This window comes from Pseudomonas sp. B21-056 (assembly GCF_026016325.1).
GTDB lineage: Bacteria > Pseudomonadota > Gammaproteobacteria > Pseudomonadales > Pseudomonadaceae > Aquipseudomonas.
The window spans coordinates 4,502,274-4,518,935 of record NZ_CP087203.1; the positions used below are offsets into that span (position 1 = coordinate 4,502,274).

At 60.0% G+C, this 16,662-nt stretch carries 16 protein-coding genes and 1 pseudogene; 3 read left to right on the forward strand and 14 right to left on the reverse strand.

Annotated elements, in window-relative coordinates:
* Positions 1-28: 28 nt before the first annotated feature.
* From LOY67_RS19320 to LOY67_RS19335, 4 genes are all read right to left on the reverse strand, one after another.
* Entirely contained in the window at positions 29-2,218 is a 2,190-nt protein-coding gene (locus LOY67_RS19320; RefSeq protein WP_265063990.1) for a response regulator, read from the reverse strand.
* A gap of 336 nt (positions 2,219-2,554) precedes the next feature.
* Positions 2,555-3,583, reverse strand: coding sequence for a sterol desaturase family protein (locus tag LOY67_RS19325; RefSeq protein WP_265063991.1), 1,029 nt, complete (start codon positions 3,581-3,583; stop codon positions 2,555-2,557).
* A gap of 114 nt (positions 3,584-3,697) precedes the next feature.
* Positions 3,698-4,024, reverse strand: coding sequence for an AzlD domain-containing protein (locus LOY67_RS19330; protein WP_265063992.1), 327 nt, complete (start codon positions 4,022-4,024; stop codon positions 3,698-3,700).
* Positions 4,021-4,752, reverse strand: a complete 732-nt coding sequence (locus tag LOY67_RS19335) for an AzlC family ABC transporter permease (RefSeq protein ID WP_265063993.1) — start codon at positions 4,750-4,752, stop codon at positions 4,021-4,023. Before LOY67_RS19335 ends, LOY67_RS19330 begins: the two co-directional genes overlap by 4 nt.
* Positions 4,753-4,910: 158 nt before the next feature.
* Between LOY67_RS19335 and LOY67_RS19340 the strand changes: the two genes are divergently transcribed.
* Complete coding sequence (locus LOY67_RS19340; protein ID WP_265063994.1) at positions 4,911-5,867, forward strand: LysR family transcriptional regulator; 957 nt, start codon at positions 4,911-4,913, stop codon at positions 5,865-5,867.
* 206 nt (positions 5,868-6,073) lie between these two features.
* On the opposite strand, the gene LOY67_RS19345 is transcribed toward LOY67_RS19340, so the two are convergent.
* From LOY67_RS19345 to LOY67_RS19360, 4 genes are all read right to left on the reverse strand, one after another.
* Positions 6,074-7,030: a 2-hydroxyacid dehydrogenase gene (locus tag LOY67_RS19345; protein ID WP_265063995.1), complete on the reverse strand. Its 957-nt coding sequence runs from the start codon at positions 7,028-7,030 to the stop codon at positions 6,074-6,076.
* Positions 7,031-7,059: 29 nt separating this feature from the next.
* Entirely contained in the window at positions 7,060-7,818 is a 759-nt protein-coding gene (locus LOY67_RS19350; RefSeq protein WP_265063996.1) for an SDR family oxidoreductase, read from the reverse strand.
* Positions 7,819-7,859: 41 nt separating this feature from the next.
* Positions 7,860-8,552 (reverse strand): fumarylacetoacetate hydrolase family protein, encoded by a 693-nt coding sequence (locus tag LOY67_RS19355; RefSeq protein WP_265063997.1) that lies wholly within the window; start codon positions 8,550-8,552, stop codon positions 7,860-7,862.
* 92 nt (positions 8,553-8,644) lie between these two features.
* The gene (locus tag LOY67_RS19360; protein ID WP_265063998.1) at positions 8,645-9,997 is read right to left on the reverse strand and encodes an MFS transporter; all 1,353 of its coding nucleotides are present in this window, start codon (positions 9,995-9,997) and stop codon (positions 8,645-8,647) included.
* A 405-nt stretch (positions 9,998-10,402) separates the two neighbouring features.
* On the opposite strand from LOY67_RS19360, the gene LOY67_RS19365 reads away from it, so the two are divergent.
* Complete coding sequence (locus LOY67_RS19365) at positions 10,403-11,335, forward strand: helix-turn-helix transcriptional regulator (RefSeq protein ID WP_265063999.1); 933 nt, start codon at positions 10,403-10,405, stop codon at positions 11,333-11,335.
* A gap of 73 nt (positions 11,336-11,408) precedes the next feature.
* Here the strand turns inward: LOY67_RS19365 and LOY67_RS19370 are convergent, their stop codons facing one another.
* From LOY67_RS19370 to LOY67_RS19380, 3 genes are all read right to left on the reverse strand, one after another.
* Complete coding sequence (locus tag LOY67_RS19370; protein WP_265064000.1) at positions 11,409-12,242, reverse strand: enoyl-CoA hydratase/isomerase family protein; 834 nt, start codon at positions 12,240-12,242, stop codon at positions 11,409-11,411.
* A gap of 18 nt (positions 12,243-12,260) precedes the next feature.
* Positions 12,261-13,160 carry an alpha/beta fold hydrolase gene (locus tag LOY67_RS19375; protein WP_265067788.1) on the reverse strand — a complete coding sequence of 300 codons (900 nt, stop codon included), beginning with the start codon at positions 13,158-13,160 and terminating at the stop codon, positions 12,261-12,263.
* 86 nt (positions 13,161-13,246) lie between these two features.
* Positions 13,247-14,044 (reverse strand): crotonase/enoyl-CoA hydratase family protein, encoded by a 798-nt coding sequence (locus LOY67_RS19380; protein ID WP_265064001.1) that lies wholly within the window; start codon positions 14,042-14,044, stop codon positions 13,247-13,249.
* A 172-nt stretch (positions 14,045-14,216) separates the two neighbouring features.
* Between LOY67_RS19380 and LOY67_RS19385 the strand changes: the two genes are divergently transcribed.
* The gene (locus tag LOY67_RS19385; protein WP_265064002.1) at positions 14,217-14,792 is read left to right on the forward strand and encodes a TetR/AcrR family transcriptional regulator; all 576 of its coding nucleotides are present in this window, start codon (positions 14,217-14,219) and stop codon (positions 14,790-14,792) included.
* Here the strand turns inward: LOY67_RS19385 and LOY67_RS28630 are convergent.
* The 3 genes and pseudogenes from LOY67_RS28630 to LOY67_RS19395 form a co-directional block, all read right to left on the reverse strand.
* A pseudogene (locus LOY67_RS28630) lies at positions 14,789-14,890 on the reverse strand (TetR/AcrR family transcriptional regulator); the annotation flags it as partial. The gene LOY67_RS19385 and the pseudogene LOY67_RS28630 sit on opposite strands and share 4 nt — an antisense overlap.
* Before the next feature lie 140 nt (positions 14,891-15,030).
* Positions 15,031-15,258 (reverse strand): zinc ribbon domain-containing protein, encoded by a 228-nt coding sequence (locus LOY67_RS19390; RefSeq protein ID WP_265064003.1) that lies wholly within the window; start codon positions 15,256-15,258, stop codon positions 15,031-15,033.
* Positions 15,259-15,373: 115 nt separating this feature from the next.
* Positions 15,374-16,576, reverse strand: a complete 1,203-nt coding sequence (locus tag LOY67_RS19395) for an MFS transporter (RefSeq protein ID WP_265064004.1) — start codon at positions 16,574-16,576, stop codon at positions 15,374-15,376.
* Between the last annotated feature and the right edge of the window lie 86 nt (positions 16,577-16,662).

Sequence of the window (16,662 nt, forward strand, 5' to 3'; positions counted from 1 at the left end):
GGAACTCACTGTTTCAAAAGGGAAACACTCAATCGGTAGCGCGCATTGTCCGGCTCAAAACCCGGGAAACCTGGTCGGCGGAATAGGGTTTGGACAAGAACTCAAACCCCTCATGACCACTATAGGCCAGTTCCTCGCTGTAGCCCGACGTGAGGATCACCGGCAGATCCTTGCGGCGCCGACGCAGCTCCCGGGCCAGGGCAATGCCGCTGATGCCGGGCATGACCACATCGGAAAATATCGCATCGAATGCAGCAGCGTCCGGGCCGACCATCTCCAGCGCCTCCTCGGCGTTGGTTGCCCAGGCGGTTTCGTAGCCCAGGTCTTGCAGGATCTGATTGGCAAAACGCCCTACCTCCAGGTTGTCCTCCACGATCAACACCCGGCGCCTGCCCTTTTCCAGGATCAGGTGCATGGTTTCTTCCCGGGCGGGGTCATGCAGTTTTTCGGCTTCGACTTCCGGAAGGAACAGCGTAAACACGGTGCCCTCGTCAACCACGGTCGAAACGTCGACATTGCCACCGGACTGCTTGGCAAAGCCGAACACCTGGGACAACCCCAACCCCGTGCCCTTGCCCACCTCCTTGGTGGTGAAGAAGGGTTCGAAAATGTGTTCGAGGTCTTCTGAGGCAATGCCAGTACCGGTGTCCGCCAGGGCTACCGCGACAAAGGGCTGGCCGGACCCCGCATGACCACGGATCGGCGGCATGCCTTCACCGCATTTGAGTCGAAGCCACAACGTGCCCTGGCCACTCATGGCATCCCGGGCATTCAAGGCCATATTGATCAGGGCCGTTTCAAACTGGCTCAGGTCCGCGCGGATGTAACACGGTCGGTCGCACACCTCGACCTTGACCTGCATCCGCGCCCCTGTGATGGTTTCCAGCATGTCTCCCAGGTTCTGCACCTGCTTGCCGACATCGATGACTTCCGGTTTCAACGGCTGGCGTCGGGCAAAAGCCAATAGCTGACTGGTCAGCTTGGCGGCACGGTCCACCGTTTCGGAAACCGCCGTCATGTAGCGCTGACGGCGCTCATTGGACAGGTCGGGCATGCGCAGGAAATCGACGGAAGAACGGATGATCGTCAACAGGTTGTTGAAATCATGGGCCACGCCGCCGGTGAGCTGGCCGATGGCCTCGAGCTTTTGCGACTGGCGCAACGCAGCTTCAGTCTGCTTCAGGCGCGTACTGCGTTCCTCGACCCGCTCCTCAAGCGTTGCATTCAACTCGGCCAGGGCCGCCAGGCCTTCACGCACGGCAGCGTCCGCACGGGCGCGCTCGATATGGGCCCAGGATCGCTCGGTGACTTCCTTGAGCAGTGCCAGATCGTATGAAGACCAGCACCGGGGCGTCTTGTCATGGATCGCCATCAGCGCCGTCAACCGCCCACCCTTGATCAACGGGACGCAAATGGTCGCGGCGATGCCGAGGGACTGGAACGCCGCCGCTTCCTGCGGCGCCAGTTCCGCCAGGTTATTGCCCACCACCAAGGCCTTGCCGGCTCGAAGGTTAGTGACCGCCAACCGACCGAAATCCGCCAGCCGATAATGCCCGACAATACTGGGCGAGCCCGCCCTGGCCCAGTCGCCGCGAATCGTGAAGCCGTCTTCGTCCTCATCCATGTCGGCATAAGCGCAATTGGACAGGTTCAGGTGCGCCGCCAGGATGCGCGTGGTGGCCGCCATGATGTCCTGCGGATCAGTGACGTTCGCCACGGCAGTACCGATGGCATCCAGCACAGCCAGGCGCTGGTTCATGAACACCGTCGAGGTGGTTTCGGTGACAGTATCCAGCATGCCCACGACCTTGCCGAACTGGTCACGGATGGGGCTGTAGCAGAATGTGAAATAGGCTTGCTCGGGACCGTCGCCACGTTCGATGACGAGGGGGAAGTTCTCGATATAGGTCGCCTGCCCGTCGAAGGCCGCCTGCACGATCGGGCCGATCTCGTTCCAGGCCTCCTGCCAGACCTCATCGAACCGCCGGCCCAGCGCATCGGGTTTATTGCCGAGGATGGGCACAAACGCATCGTTGTACAGCATGATCAGGTCCGGCCCCCACACAATGGCCTGGGGAAAATGGGAGGCGAAACTGAGCGCCACGGTGGTCTTCAATACATCGGGCCACTGCGTCGGCAACCCAAGGGGTGTGCTCGCCCAATCATGGCGCCGCACCCGTTCGGCCATTTCCCCATAGCTTTGCAGCCAGTCTGTCATTGCGTTAGATCCTTCTGCCGCCCATTCAATCGAGGTCCGAAGCGCTCCTGCTTCGGACCGGTGCGTATTATCCCGCTCGGTGTGGGAATGTGCGACGGATTCTGAAGGACGGAGCGTATTAATTCGTGGGTGAGTGGCGGGGAAGGCTGGTGGGACTACGGTGATGTCCTACAAATCATTGGACATCGGGTGACGCTCTGTCAGGCGCCGCCCTCTGTGGCGAGGGGATTTAGCGAAACGTCGCACCGCCCCGCTGGGCCGCAAAGCGGCCCTGAAACCAGACAAGCCAATGCTTCAGGCAGATTGAAGGGGCTGCCCACGCTGCAACGACAGGCGCTATGAATACGGCGTCTGCGTCTTGATCCCTCGCAAGCGTTTCCCCAGCAACTTGCCGGCGATTTCGACAAAAGGCGTGACAATCAGGCTGTACACCGTCAGGTACCGCTGGTGATCCTGTTCCCCGGTGCCAAAGCGCAGAGGCTCGGGCCGGGCGCTGGTGACATAGAGCGTGCCGAACATCCAGTCCCAGAGCGACAGGTTGGTGCCGAAGTTACGATTGAAGTGACGGGGCGCATCGCTGTGGTGGATCTGGTGCTGGGCGGGGCTGTTCAGCACGTGTTCGAGCGCCGGGCCGAATGACAGCCAGACGTGGGTATGGCGCAAATTAGCCGCCAGGCTATTGAAGATGAACACCACGTAGGTCACACCGAACAACCTGTAGTGGCTGATCTCCCCGCCGCTCAGGTACCAGAAAGTACCAACGTAGAGGCCAAGGCAGGCGGTGATGCCGAGGTTTCCGACGATCCTCTCCACAAAATGAATCCGGCTCGCCGTCGCCGGTACCAGCACCGGTGCTGAATGATGAACCTTGTGAAAAGCCCACAACCAGCGTGAGTGAAACGCCCGATGCACCCAGTAGTGGGCGAAGTCTTTCACCAGGAACACCCCCAGCCCATAGAGCAAAGCCAGCGATAACCCGTCCCCCGGGCGCGGCCGCGCGCCCCAGAGGTTGTTGAAGAATGCCAGGTAGTCTCCGGATCGCAGGATGTACGGATCGACCAGATGAACGATGGGCAATACAAGCGCGAGCTTGAGGATCTTGCGCAACAGGTAGTAGCGACAATCCAGCCACGCAGAGCGATGAAAATACACCCGACTGCCACCGATAAACTGCCAGAACGAATGAGCGTCAGTCAGGCCGCGCTGTTTTCTGAAGCGAAACAGCCCATAGGCCACGCCATAGGAAGCACAGAGGAACAAAACCCCGAGGCGGCCATTGAAGCTGAAGATGCTGTAGAACTGTTCGGTGATAGGCGCGATGACCCACTCAATCAGTTGTTGGTAGATCAGGGAAAACACATCCACGAAAGGCCGGCCTCTGTTGGAGAGAGGCCATTGTAGATCAGCCGGGACGGACCCGGCACTCCAGAACCGACCGCTGCTCCCCGAAGCATCGACGCCTTCACTGAAAGGACATGCTCACACGCCGATGAACTTCACGCCCCACAACGCCACCATCCCCACCACCAATGTCAGCAGCGTACTGCGCCACCGCCAGGCCACCCACGCTGCCACAATCGCCGCCGGTATCTGAGGATTCGCCAACACGAACGCCCCATGCCCATTGGGATACACCACCGCAGGCAGTACCAGGGCCGCCAATACGCTCGCCGGCACGTACATCAAGGCCCGACGGATCAGGGGTGGAATCCGCCAGCGGCCATAAAGCTCGATGAAGGACAGCCGTATGAAGAAGGTTCCCAAGCCGGCCGCCAGAAACAGGCCCCACAAGGCAAGATCGCTCATGAGGGCTCTCCTTCAACGCCTTCAGCGGTTGCACGGTTTGAGCGAATACTTTCAATCAGCAACCCTGCCAGGACGCCGCCGATGGACGCGGTGATCAACCCCAGGTTGTAGGGCAGCTGGACTGCCAGTACGGCAAGCAGCCCCCCAACCGCTGCGGCGCCCCAACTCGCCCCGCTGCGCAGGCCGGGAATGAGCAACGCCAGGAAGGAAAGGGGTATGGCAAAACTCAAGGACCAGGTGTCCGGGATGCTCGCGCCCAGGTATACCCCGGCCAGCACCGATAGTTGCCAGGCCAGCCACATCGCCACCGCGGTCCCGGCATAGAAATGATGGGCGAATGGTCCCAATTCGCCCGACGAGAATTTCAAGCTGCACAGCGCATAGGATTGGTCCGAAAGCAGGTAGGCCATCGGCCAGGTCCAGCGACGGGGAAAATGGTGCAGGTGCGGGGCCAGGGAAGCGCTGTACATGATGAAACGCAGGTTGATCACCAGGGCCGTGGCCACGATCGCCGCCGGCATGACGCCGTTGTGCAGCAACTGGAGTGCAACCATCTGGGCGGAGCCGGAATAGAACAGTATCGTCATGCCCATGCTCATGCCGGGCGACAGGCCCATTTCGATGGCCATGACCCCGGTCACCAGCCCGAATGGGATGACGCCCGGGATCAATGGAAGGAGCATCCGAACGCCTTGCATGAAAGCTTCTTTTCCACTTTGGTAGGGCATCTCGTTTCCTTGTTCGCTGTACGCGCCGAAGCGTCGCCAACCCGCGACAAAACGTCGCTTGTGCCAGCATCACCCAGGGCAGGGTGCGATAGAGTGTAGGCATCGGAAACCGATGGGCAGAACCAACTTTTTTTCCGGGTAAACAGGTAGTTTTTGTTATGGCAAGAAACGCCCAGCCTGATCAGGCGCTGATGAAGATGCCCTCGTTCAAGGCCATGAGGTCCTTTGTCGCGGCAGCCAGGTATCGCAACTTTACCCGGGCGGCGGAGGCGTTATGCGTCACTCAGGCGGCGATCAGCCGCCAGATCCGCGATCTGGAAATCTACCTGGGCACAGAGCTGCTTATTCGCACGGGAAGAGAACTCAAGCTGACGCCTTCGGGGGCAGCGCTCTTCGATGCCGCGCAGCTGTCGTTGCTCAATATTTTCCAGGCCACGGAAAGAATCCGCCGGAAAAAAAGCGAAAAGCACATCCTCACCCTGTGCTGTACCCCCGCAATGTCGACACTCTGGCTATCCCACAAGCTGAAGGACTTCTTCAGCGCCAACCCCGACATTGACCTGAATGTCATCACCACCCAGCACTTCCTGACCCTGGAGCCAGGCATCAATCCGGACATCTTCATCGCCAAAAGCAGCGATCATTACCCCGGCTACCTGCGTCAAGCGCTGTTTCACGAAGTCATCTATCCAGTGTGCACTCCCCGCTATCTGGAGATGCATCCTCAATTGCGAACATTGGAAGGCCTGCGTAACAGCACCCTGCTGGACCTGAACCCTTATGGTCGCTCCCAACAGTCGGAGCAGATCGACTGGAATGTATGGTTCGCCTACCAGTCCCACGACTTGCAACTGCCTGTATCGGAAAGTCCCCATTACTTCAGTAGCAACGACTACAGCCTCCTCCTGCAAATGACCCTGGATGATCAAGGCGTCGCACTGGGCTGGGATCATCTGGTCAGGCATCTCGTGCAACAGGGCCGCCTGCTCCGGCCAGTCGCGCAGGAACTGGCGCTCAGGGAGTCGGTGCAGTACCTGATGATCAATGAGGATAAAAAGGATGATCCTGCGTGCGTGCGCTTGAAGGGGTGGTTGCTCGATCAGTTTCACGGATAGAGCCGTGTTTAGCGGCCGTATCTGCTTAATTGATCGACGGTGCCGGGGGCATCATCCAGCACTCTTGATACCGCCCCACCGCTATCGCGAGCAGGCTCGCTCCCACATTGGATCTGCGTGGCGCTGACATCTGTGTACGACGCAAAACCTGTGGGAGCGAGCACGCTCGCGATGACGCCGGCACATTCAACACCTGCGTGACAGCCTCAACCCGTCACACACCCCTGCGGCACTTTCCCGGCAAAACTGTCCACCAGGCTCGCCACCACCATCTCCCCCATTCGTGTGCGGGTCTGCAGCGTTGCGCTGGCGCGGTGGGGTTGCAGGACCACTTGCTCGTTGCCAAACAAGGCCTCGGGAACATTGGGCTCATCGACGAACACATCCAGCCCCGCCCCCGCGATGTCGCCAGCGGCCAATGCCGCCACCAGATCGGCTTCGTTGACCAGTTTGCCGCGAGCCACGTTGATCAGGTAACCGCCCTTGCCCAAGGCGTTCAGTACCTGGGCATCGATAATGGCTTCGGCCTGGTCGGCGGCGGCTGCGAGGATCAGGGCATCGCTGGCGCTGGCCAGTTGCTTGAGATCGGCGATGAAGGTGTGAGTCACATCGCTCATGGGTTGCAGATCGGTGTAGCTGATCGTGCAACCGAACGCCGCGAGTCGCGTTGCCACGGCCCGGCCGACGCGCCCCATGCCGACGATGCCGACGCGCATGCCGGACACCTGGCGGGCCAGTGGCAACGGTGCCAACGGCGTCGGGCTGTGGGGCCATTGGCCCGAGCGCGCATAGCGATCACCGGTGCACAGGCCGCGGCACACGGCGATCAACAGGCCGACGGCCAGATCGGCAACGTCTTCGGTCAGCGCGCCGATGGTGGCGGTTACGCGGATCCCGCGATCCCGGGCGTAGGCCAGGTCCACCGCATCGGTGCCCACGCCGTTGACCGCAACCACCTCCAGCTTGGGCAGTTGCGCCATGAGCGCCTGGCTGATGCCGGTATGCCCGCCGGTGATCACGCCACGGATATGGGCGCCGTGCGCCTGCAGATAGGCTGGTTTGTCGGCCTGTTCAAAGTAGCGCCTGACGGTAAACAACTCATTGAGCCGGGTGTTGATTTCAGGAATCAGGATCGGGCTGAGCTGCAAGACTTCTGGTTTCATGGATACCTCAAACAAATAAAAAAGCCGGCTCAACCGCGACCGGCAAAAGGCATGGCCGTGGCCATGACTGTCATGTTCAGGACGTTGGCCGACAGCGGCAGGCCAGCGATGTAGCGCACGGCATCGGCCACGTGCTTGACGTCCACCATCGGCTCTACGGCGATGGTGCCGTTGGCCTGGCGCACGCCCTGGGTCATGCGCACGGACATTTCGGTCAGGGCATTGCCGATGTCGATCTGGCTGCAGGCGATGTTGAAATCCCGGCCGTCCAGGGCCAGGGATTTGGTCAGCCCCAGCACCGCGTGTTTACTGGCGGTGTAGGCGCTGCTGAACGGACGCGGGGTATGGGCAGAGATCGAACCGTTGTTGATGATCCGTCCGCCCTGTGGCTGTTGCCGGCGCATCAATCCGAAGGCCCCACGGGCACAAAGGAAAACTCCGTTGAGGTTGGTGTCGATCACGTTGCGCCATTGCTCGAACGTCAGCTCATCCAACGGCACGGCGGGCGCATTGACCCCGGCATTGTTGAACACCACGTCCAGGCGGCCGAACGTCACGGTGATGGTTGCAAACAGCGCGTCGACACTCGCCTGATCGCGCACATCGGTGGGCACCGCCAACGCTTCCCGCCCCTCGCTGGCCGCCAGCTCGACCAATGCCTGCAACGGCTCGGGACGGCGTCCGGCCAACACCAATGTGTATCCGTCTTCCATCAAGCCCAGGGCCACGGCGCGGCCGATGCCACTGCCGGCGCCGGTGACCAGGGCCACTTTCAATGGGTTGGACATGCTGCTGTTTCCTTTCTCGAATCAGTGGATAAGTACCGCGCTCAAGGCCGTTGGCCGACACGCATTTCCAGTTGGCCGATGCCGTCGATCCCGGCGCTGATAATGTCGCCGGGCCGCAGCTCGTCAACGCCTGATGGGCTGCCGGTCATGATCAGATCCCCGGCCCTGAGCGGCACCGATTGCGAGATTCGGCTGATCATTTCACTGACCGACCAGATCTGGCTGTCGAGGCTGTCGCGCTGGCGCTCCTGGCCGTTCACGTTCAGCCACAAATCACCCTCGGGGTGACCCGCCTTGGAGACCGGCACGATGGCGGTCATCGGCGCGGCGCCGTCAAACACCTTGGCGCCCTCCCACGGCAAACCGTTGCGCTTGGCCAGGCGCTGGACATCTCGGCGCGTCAGGTCAAGCCCCACGGCGTAGCCCCACACATAAGCCAGCGCCTGGCTCTCGGGGATATTCGCGCCGCCTTCACCGATGGCCACGACCAATTCGATTTCATGCACAAACTCTTCAGTCACCGACGGAAACGGCACCACACCGACCGCATCCATCACGCTGCTGGCCGGCTTCATGAAGAACACCGGCGGCAAGCGGTTCTGCCCCTGGGCATCGGGCCACGGGTAATTGCGACCGACACAAAACACCCGACCGACGGGAAAACGCTGCGGGGTGCCGACAACCGGCAAGGTCACTGGCAGGTCCGGGGTAAAGACATATTCGGTCATGTTCATCCTGATAAAAGTCCTGGTAGAAGCGTCAGCGTACGGCGGCAATCTTTGTCAAAGTTGGACAAAAGCCGCCTCGTCTTGGAGAAAAACGGGGTTCAGGCGCGGGTCTTGAGTTCGATGCGATACAACCGCCCCAGCAGGAACGAATAGGACAAGGTGCCGATCAGCGCCACGCCGCCAATGAACCAGAAGGCCAAGGCAAACGAGCCGGTCTTGTGGACAATCGCGCCGATCACGATGGGGGTGACGATGCCACCGATGTTGGCGGCCAGACTGGTGATCCCGCCGGTGAGCCCGATGAGTTCCTTGGGTGCAACTTCCGACACCGCAGCCCATGAGGACGAGGCAATGCCCTGGGCGAAGAAGGCGATGGTCAGGATGGCAATGCAGATGGCGTTCGAGTCGGTGAAGTTCACCAGGACGATGGACATGCCCAGCATCGAGCCCACCACCAGCGGCAACTTGCGGGCAAAGGACAACGAACAGCCACGGCGGATCAGCAGGTCGGAAATGATCCCGGCCAGCAGAATACCCACCGTCGCGCCCACGAACGGCAGCACGGCGAAGATCCCGGCCTTGATCATGGTCAGTTGACGCTCTTCGATCAGGTACGTCGGGAACCAGGTGAGAAAGAAGTACAGTGCCGACGTGCTGGCGAACTTACCGATGCAGATCGCCCAGACCTGCCGATAGCTGAACAGCTCGGCGATCTGCCGCCAGTTGAAACGGGTACGCTCCTGACTGCTCTTGACCAGGCCTCCTCCGGCCTCGATGTACTTCAGTTCTTCCTTGCTGACTTTCTTGCAGTTCATCGGATCGCGGTACAGGTACAACCAGAGCACGCCGAAAACAATGCCCAATGCACCGGTGCTGTAGAACACATGTCGCCAGTCGTAGGTGGTTGCCAGCCATAGCAGCGCACCGGTAAACAACGCCGTGCCCAGGTATTGGCCGCAGACGTAGATGCTGCTCGCCATGCCCCGCTCCCGCGCCGGAAACCACACTGTGACCGCCCGACTGTTGGCCGGAAACGCCGGCGCTTCCATCGCACCGACGGCCAGGCGCAGGCCAAACAGCGAAGCGAATCCGGTGGCGAACCCCTGGCACACGGTGACCGTCGACCAACTGATCAGCGACACCCCGTAAGTGAACCGCGAACCGAAGCGATCGGCGATGAACCCGGCGGGCACCAATGCGATGGCGTAGGTCCAGGCGAAGGCGGAAAAGATCAGGCCCATTTCGATCTTGTCCAGGCCCAGGTCCTTGGCCAGGAAGGGGGCCGCAATCGAGATGTTCACCCGATCGATGTAGTTGATGATCGTCGCAATCAACAGCAACGACAGCATGAACCAACGTCGGCGGGAAGGCAGCCGGGCGGACCCGGCAGCGTCCCGGGCGCTGGCCGTCAGCGGCGGCGCGGTGGTCTGGGAGGTGTGGGAATTCGACATGGATGGACCTTCATTATTGTTAGACGAATCGAAATACTTGCCAGCAGCGCACCTTGATTGTTGGAGATAAGCAGGCGGCTGCATGGCCGCCAATGTGGTCGTACAACCATGTGAAATCAATTGAGGCGTTAGATCATTTTTTCTCTGGGAGACCGCGATTGGTGAGCCTGTCCAAAAAAATCCGCGCTGAATTTTTTGCGGATAATTTCCATAAATTTAACTAATAGCTTGTTTTAAAAAGAAAATATACATAACTGGCACCTATCATTTTTTGGACAAGCTTCCCTCTTCCCTTGAGTAGATAAATTCAGTACCGGATGGACGTCATCGTATGAGATGTTGAAATTCAGCTGAGTACGCCCTCACAATCACGTCGCCCAAGCCGTTGTCGAGGATCCCCAGGCGATGTCATCACCGAGCCAAGTCCCCACCTATTTCATGCAGCAACGCAGCGAACTGACGGACTTTTACATCCGCGACAAGAAGGGACGGCGCGCCGAAACCAGCCCCCATCGTCACGAGTATTTCCAGATCCAGATCAACCTGGGTGGCGACACCGTGCAGCACATCGGTCATGTCGAGCGCCCGTTCCCGCGCAACACCCTGGCGTTCATCCTGCCCCATCGCGTGCATGTGATTCCGCACCCGGCGGACAGCAATTTCATGGTGATCAACTTCTCCCAGACCTTCCTGCTGCCACACCTGCAGTGCGACCCGATGGACCTGGAAGAAGTCTCGATTCTGCTGGCACCCGAGTTGTCACCGTTCCGTTTCCAGGAGCATCTGGATTTCATTCTGGGCCAAGAGGATTTCACTCAAGTCTGTGGGCTGATCGAGCAGATGCGTGTCCTGGACAAGCACCGTCAGTTCGGCACCCGGGAGATCCTCAAGGGGTTGTTGCTGCAACTGATCGGCAGCGTCTGTGCCTTGTATGCCGAGCCGCTCAAGCAGTTGGCCGAAGAGAACGCGGCCGAAATCAGCCGGCGCGATGCACTGGGCAGAATGTCCGAATACCTGCGCAGGAATATTGCCGACCCCGACCTCAACCTGATCAAGGTGGCCGCCGCGACCTATCTGTCGCCGACCTACTTGACCCACTGGCTGCGCAAGGAAATCGGCAAGACCTTCACCGAGCTGGTGCTCGAGCGCAGGATGCACGCGGCGCGCAACTACCTGCTCAATGGAACGCGCCCCGTGGGTGAAGTGGCGCGGTTGTGCGGGTTCGCCGACGAGGCTTATTTTTCACGGCGCTTTCGTCAGATCCACGGCCAGCCGCCGGGGCAGTTCAGAAAGCAGCAGTTGAATCCGGATACGCCGCAGTCGGCGTTGAATACGTGACCGCTGCTGAGGGCCGCTACCGATTTGACGACAGCAGCGGGCAAACGCGGTTTCAAACCGCACGACTGTTGGCTTAGTCCCGGATCAACCCAGGTGTCCTGGTGGGTACGTCACGCCTGCGGTCGGGATGGTCGCGCTCCAGGAAACGGCGTAGGCCTTCACGGGTTTCCTGCTGGTGTATCGAGCGGTTGAAACATTCCGCCTCGATGCGCAAGCCTTCCGCCAAAGGCTGGCCATAGCCTCGGACCGCGGCCTCCTTGTCCGAGCGCATGGCAGGTTGCGGCAGGGTGCAGAGAAAGTGCGCCAACTCCATGGCTCGTGCCAGTGACTGTCCGCTAGGCACGACTTCATTGGCCAGACCGATGTTGAGTGCCTCTGCGGCGCCGATGACCTTGCCGGTGAGGATCATCTCCATCGCCCGGCCCATCCCCACAATCCTGGGCAGGCGCTGGCTGCCACCATCGGCGAGACCGATGTTCCAACGCCGGCAGGTCACGCCAAAGGACGCGTGTTCTTCGGCAATGCGCATGTCGGCAAAGCAGGCCCACTCCAGGCCACCGGCGTAGGCAACACCGTTCACTGCGGCGATCACCGGTTTATAGATGTTGGTCCAGCGACTGGGCCCAAGAATGCCCGGGCGCTCCCCCCTGTCGTGCGCAGCAATTTCCTCCGCTGTGGAGGGCGCGAGGGCGAAACCTGCTTCAAGGTCTCCACCGGCACAGAAAGCCTTTTCACCGGCACCAGTGATGATGGCAACCAGCGCCTCTGGATCGTCCCGAAAGCGTGTCCAGGCTTCCACCAGCTCCAGGTGCGTGGTGGGGCCGATGCAATTGCGCTTTTCCGGGCGGTTGAAGCGAATGATCCTGACCGGACCATGGGTTTCATATTCGATTTCTGTGAAGGTCATGAGGGATTCCTGTGGTTGTTATCGACCGGACACGGCTTCGGCAACAAAGGCATCGGCTCGCCCCACGGCCTGCCGCTTCTGTGTAACGAGCCAATTGAGCACTTCATCCCAGAGGGGCTCTGCCGACGGCCGGAAATACCCCATGTGGCCGATGGGCTGTTTTTTCGTCTCGGGATGGAGGTCACGTACCCGAAACGGAGCATTGCGATAGCCCTTGATGAATGCGTCCCGCGAGACAGGCGGCGCCCAGGGATCGTCCACCGCATTGGCAAACACGCAGGGCGTGCGCACCTGTGCATAAAGTGCGGCGACATGGGTCATTGACGGGTCGTCGAAGAAGTAATGGGGGTAGACGCACCAGCGCCGCCAGTCCTTGTAGACACCCAGCGGCAGGTCGTCGCCCATGCCCAGCACGCTCCAGGCCATGTAGCCCTTGTACGCGACGATCAGCGGCAGGACGCACCGCCACAGCAAGCGAACCTTGAACGCCTCCAGCCTGGGCATCCACCCAGCCCACCCAGCGCCGGTACCGAAGCAATAGGCCGCGGTGACCTTGTGGTGATTGGGCAGTAATCCCAATGCATGCCCGCCAAAAGAGTGGCCGACCCAATACAGCGGGGTCACGCCATCGTCCATGTACTCGACGGCCGCTGCCAGGTCGCGCAGTCCCCAATCGAGATAGGACATTTCGAAGCCTTTCAAGGAATCTGGCCCGGACGCCCCGACGCCCCGGTAATCCATCGTCAGGACATTGAAACCCTGTTTGCTGGCATGCTCGGCGAAGCGGCGGTAGAAGCGCTGTTGCACGCCGGTCGCACCGGCCATGATGAGATTGCCCTGCAATCGTCCCCGAGCCGAATATCGGGTAGCGGCCAGCCGATAGCCATCGTCAGCCACCAACGTCAATGGCTCGATCATGGCCAGATCCAGTACGGATGCATGGGGTAAATTGCGCGCCGCCAACGGCGCCTGGTATTGCTGCATCGTTTGCCCTGCCCTTTGAGTTAACGGCCTTTGAACACCGGTTCACGCTTCTGCATCATGGCCATGACGCCTTCACGCACGTCTTCGCTCTTGATCAGGGTGAACAACAATTCGTTGAGCTGGGAGAGTGCCGCATCGTCACCCTCGTCGCGGGCGTGGAAGGCCGATTGCAAGGTGGCCTTGATCGCCAAAGGGGCCGCCTTGGCAATGCGCTCGGCGTATTCAATGGCGCGAGCCAGCTCCTGGCCCGGCTCCACGACCTCGGCCAGCAGGCGCATGCGCAGCGCATCGTCGGCGTCGAACGCTTCGCCGGTCAGCATGTAGCGCATGGCATCGGTCCAACCGGCAGCCTGGGTGAAACGCACGGTGGAACCACCAGACGGTGAAATGCCGCGCAGCACTTCCAGGTGAGCGAAGCGCGCGTCACGGGCGGCGATCGCAATGTCGGCGTTGAGCACCAATTCAATGCCCGCGGTCCAGCAGGTGCCTTGCACCGCAACGACCACCGGTTTGCTACGACGCGGCTTCGATACGCCCCATGGATCAATGCCTTCATCCGGGTATTTGAAAGCCCCCGACGCCAGCTTCGGTGTCAGTTCCATCAGATCGAGGCCGGCGGTGAAATGCTCGCCATGGGCAAACACGACGGCGCAACGCATCTCACCGTCGCGCTCGTATTCACCCAGGGCCAGGGCAAGGTCGGTCAACATCGCGCTGTCGAAAGCATTGCGCTTGCCGGCCCGATCCAGGCCGATCAGGAACAGGTGCCCGCGCTGCTCCCGGGTGACGCGACCCGGACCGCTGTTTGCTTCGCTCATGGAAAAACTCTCCTGGCTTCATGAGGGTGAGCCTGAATGATCCAGGCAGCCTTTCATTACTTACCGAACGTTCGGTTTATACAAATTAAACAAACATTCGGTAACCGTCAAATTGAGGGCCCCAGGCTTATGACGTAGAATCAATTTGCATGATTGATAGCAGGAGTAACCCGTGCGCCCACCGAAAATTCCACGCGATGAGCTGCTGCTGCGCTGCGCCAATACCTTCAAGCGCCTTGGCTATCACGGCACCACCATGGACGAATTGTCGTCCGCCTGCGGCCTGACCAAGGCGTCCTTCTACCACCACTACCCCAACAAGGAAGCGCTCTTGCGGGATGTGCTGGACTGGACGCATGAGTGCTTGAAACAGTCGCTGTTCAGCATTGCCTTCGATGAGAACCTGTCTGCGCAGGAACGCCTCGCCCGCATGGGGCGCAAGGCCAAGCGGCTTTTCCAGGATGATTCGATTGGTTGCCTGATGGGCGTCATTGCCGTCGATGCCACGTATGGAAAGGTGGAGCTGATGGCACCGATCCGGCGCTTCCTGGATGATTGGACTGCCGCGTTCGCCGAGCTCTATCGCGTTACCTGCAGCCAGGCCGAAGCGCAAAGCCTGGCGCGGCAATTGGTGGCTGATTTCGAGGGGGCGATCCTGCTGGCCCGGATCTACGGCGATCCAAGTTATATCGATGCCGTGACCGAGCGTGGTTTGCGTCAGCTGGAGCTCACCAGGATTGGTGCCTAGATCTGGTCGGACACATACTGCTCAACCGACACGGCCAAAACCGCGCAGCCCGCCTGGAAATCAGACTCCTCGAGGGTCTTGCGCCATTGCGCGACGAATGTGTGAAGTGCTGGAGTTCAGCCGCAAGTTCACGGTGGTCACCAGCGGCAGCGTTGAGTGATAAACCCATTGCGTCGCCAACGGCTCGTTACTCAACGAGCCGTTTTCATGAGTGTCCCCAGACTGCATTCCACCCGCATCAGCGCAGAATCAACACCGCCGCCACCGCAGTCACCAGCACCACGCCGAATACCATGCGGGCAATCCACGGTGCTGTCAGCCAGATGCCGGTCACCCCGGCAATCTGCCCGACGTTTTTCTCCGTCAGGCGGAAACTCGGCTCGCGAAAAGGGTTGCCGCATTGAGGGCAAGCGTAGGCCTTGTCGGAAATACGGGAAGAGCATTCAGGACAATCGATCAGACTCATTGCGCTACCTCAGGTGGGTTGGACTTCGGCCACTCAACAGACCACTCATCAGCTTTTTTGTTCTGAACCAAGCGTAGCCGTTTGGATAGAACTTTCATGAGACGTCGAGTAGCTCTCATTCCGGAAGGATTCGCGGTTTCCAGAGTTGCCAGGCCAACCAACGGCCAGTACTCAAGGCCCAGGCAATTAATGCGATCAATCCCACACCTAACAACATTCCGTGTACGCCGACATTGCTGATGAGCTTGCCAGCGATGAAGGGAAACCCGAACACTCCTATGAAGTACGCCAGACTGAAAAGCAGGAGCGCCTGTGCCGTCAATCCCGGTGGCGCTTCGTTGGCAGCCAGCCCGTTAATCACCGAATAGTTAAGACCATAGCCGACGCCAAGCAAGGCAGCAGTCAATGCATAGCTGAGACTGTCGTGAACCCACGAACCGAAACCCATCACAGCGATCGACATCAATGTGGTCAATGCGCAGGAAGTCGCGAATGGATTACGTTTGACGACCCAACCGGCAATCAACAACCGACAAGCGATAGCGGCACCCATGAACCCAAGAAAAAACAGGGAGTAGTCCAATCCTTGACTGGCGGCATAACTGGTCTGAAAACTGCCCAGTCCGCCGAAGATCGCGCCTCCCAAACCCACCATGAGGATGGACAACGCCGAACGTGAGCGCAGTACCTGCACAGCCGATTTCAGGCCAAGTTGTACCTTATTGCCAGACCGACGCTGCGACTCAGCGAAGTCCCTTCCGATCCACCAAAAATACAAGCCACCCAGCACAGCCGAGGCCGCCGCACAGAAAAAGGCTGTCTGGACAGGTAACCCCCAGTGGCTTGCCAGCTTGCCTGCGAAAGGTCCGCTGCCGATTCCGGACAACATGCTGCCTGAAAGAAGCGCGAAACAATGAGTTCGCCTGGACGGCTCGATCATGGCCGCGACCATGATTGGCCCCACCGTATAGAACAGCCCCCATCCGATCCCCAACAACAAACCGCAAGCCAACAACGCGTTGCCAAGCCCTGGTAGCAGGGCAAAACCCAACGATGCAAGGACCAGAAAGACGGCAGCCAGGGCCATGCACCGTGCCATGCCGATGCGCTGCATCAAATGCCCCGAGCCCACCACCGCCGCGAGCGTACTCACCATGGCAACGGCAAAGACTTGCCCGGCGTCGCGCTCAGTTCCCCCCAAGGTAGACACGAGCAACGAGACCAGAAAGGTGGCGCCGTAAGCAATGGACAGCAGGAAACTGGCTACGCAAAACAGGCCGAATCGATGGGCGGGTTTGTTATCTGAGAGAAGCGGCATCGGTATTTCTCACGCGTGGGCCAGACCTCTATGTAGCATGGCCGCGCGCGAGAATAGACATCGTGATAACGGAGTCAAGATTAGGA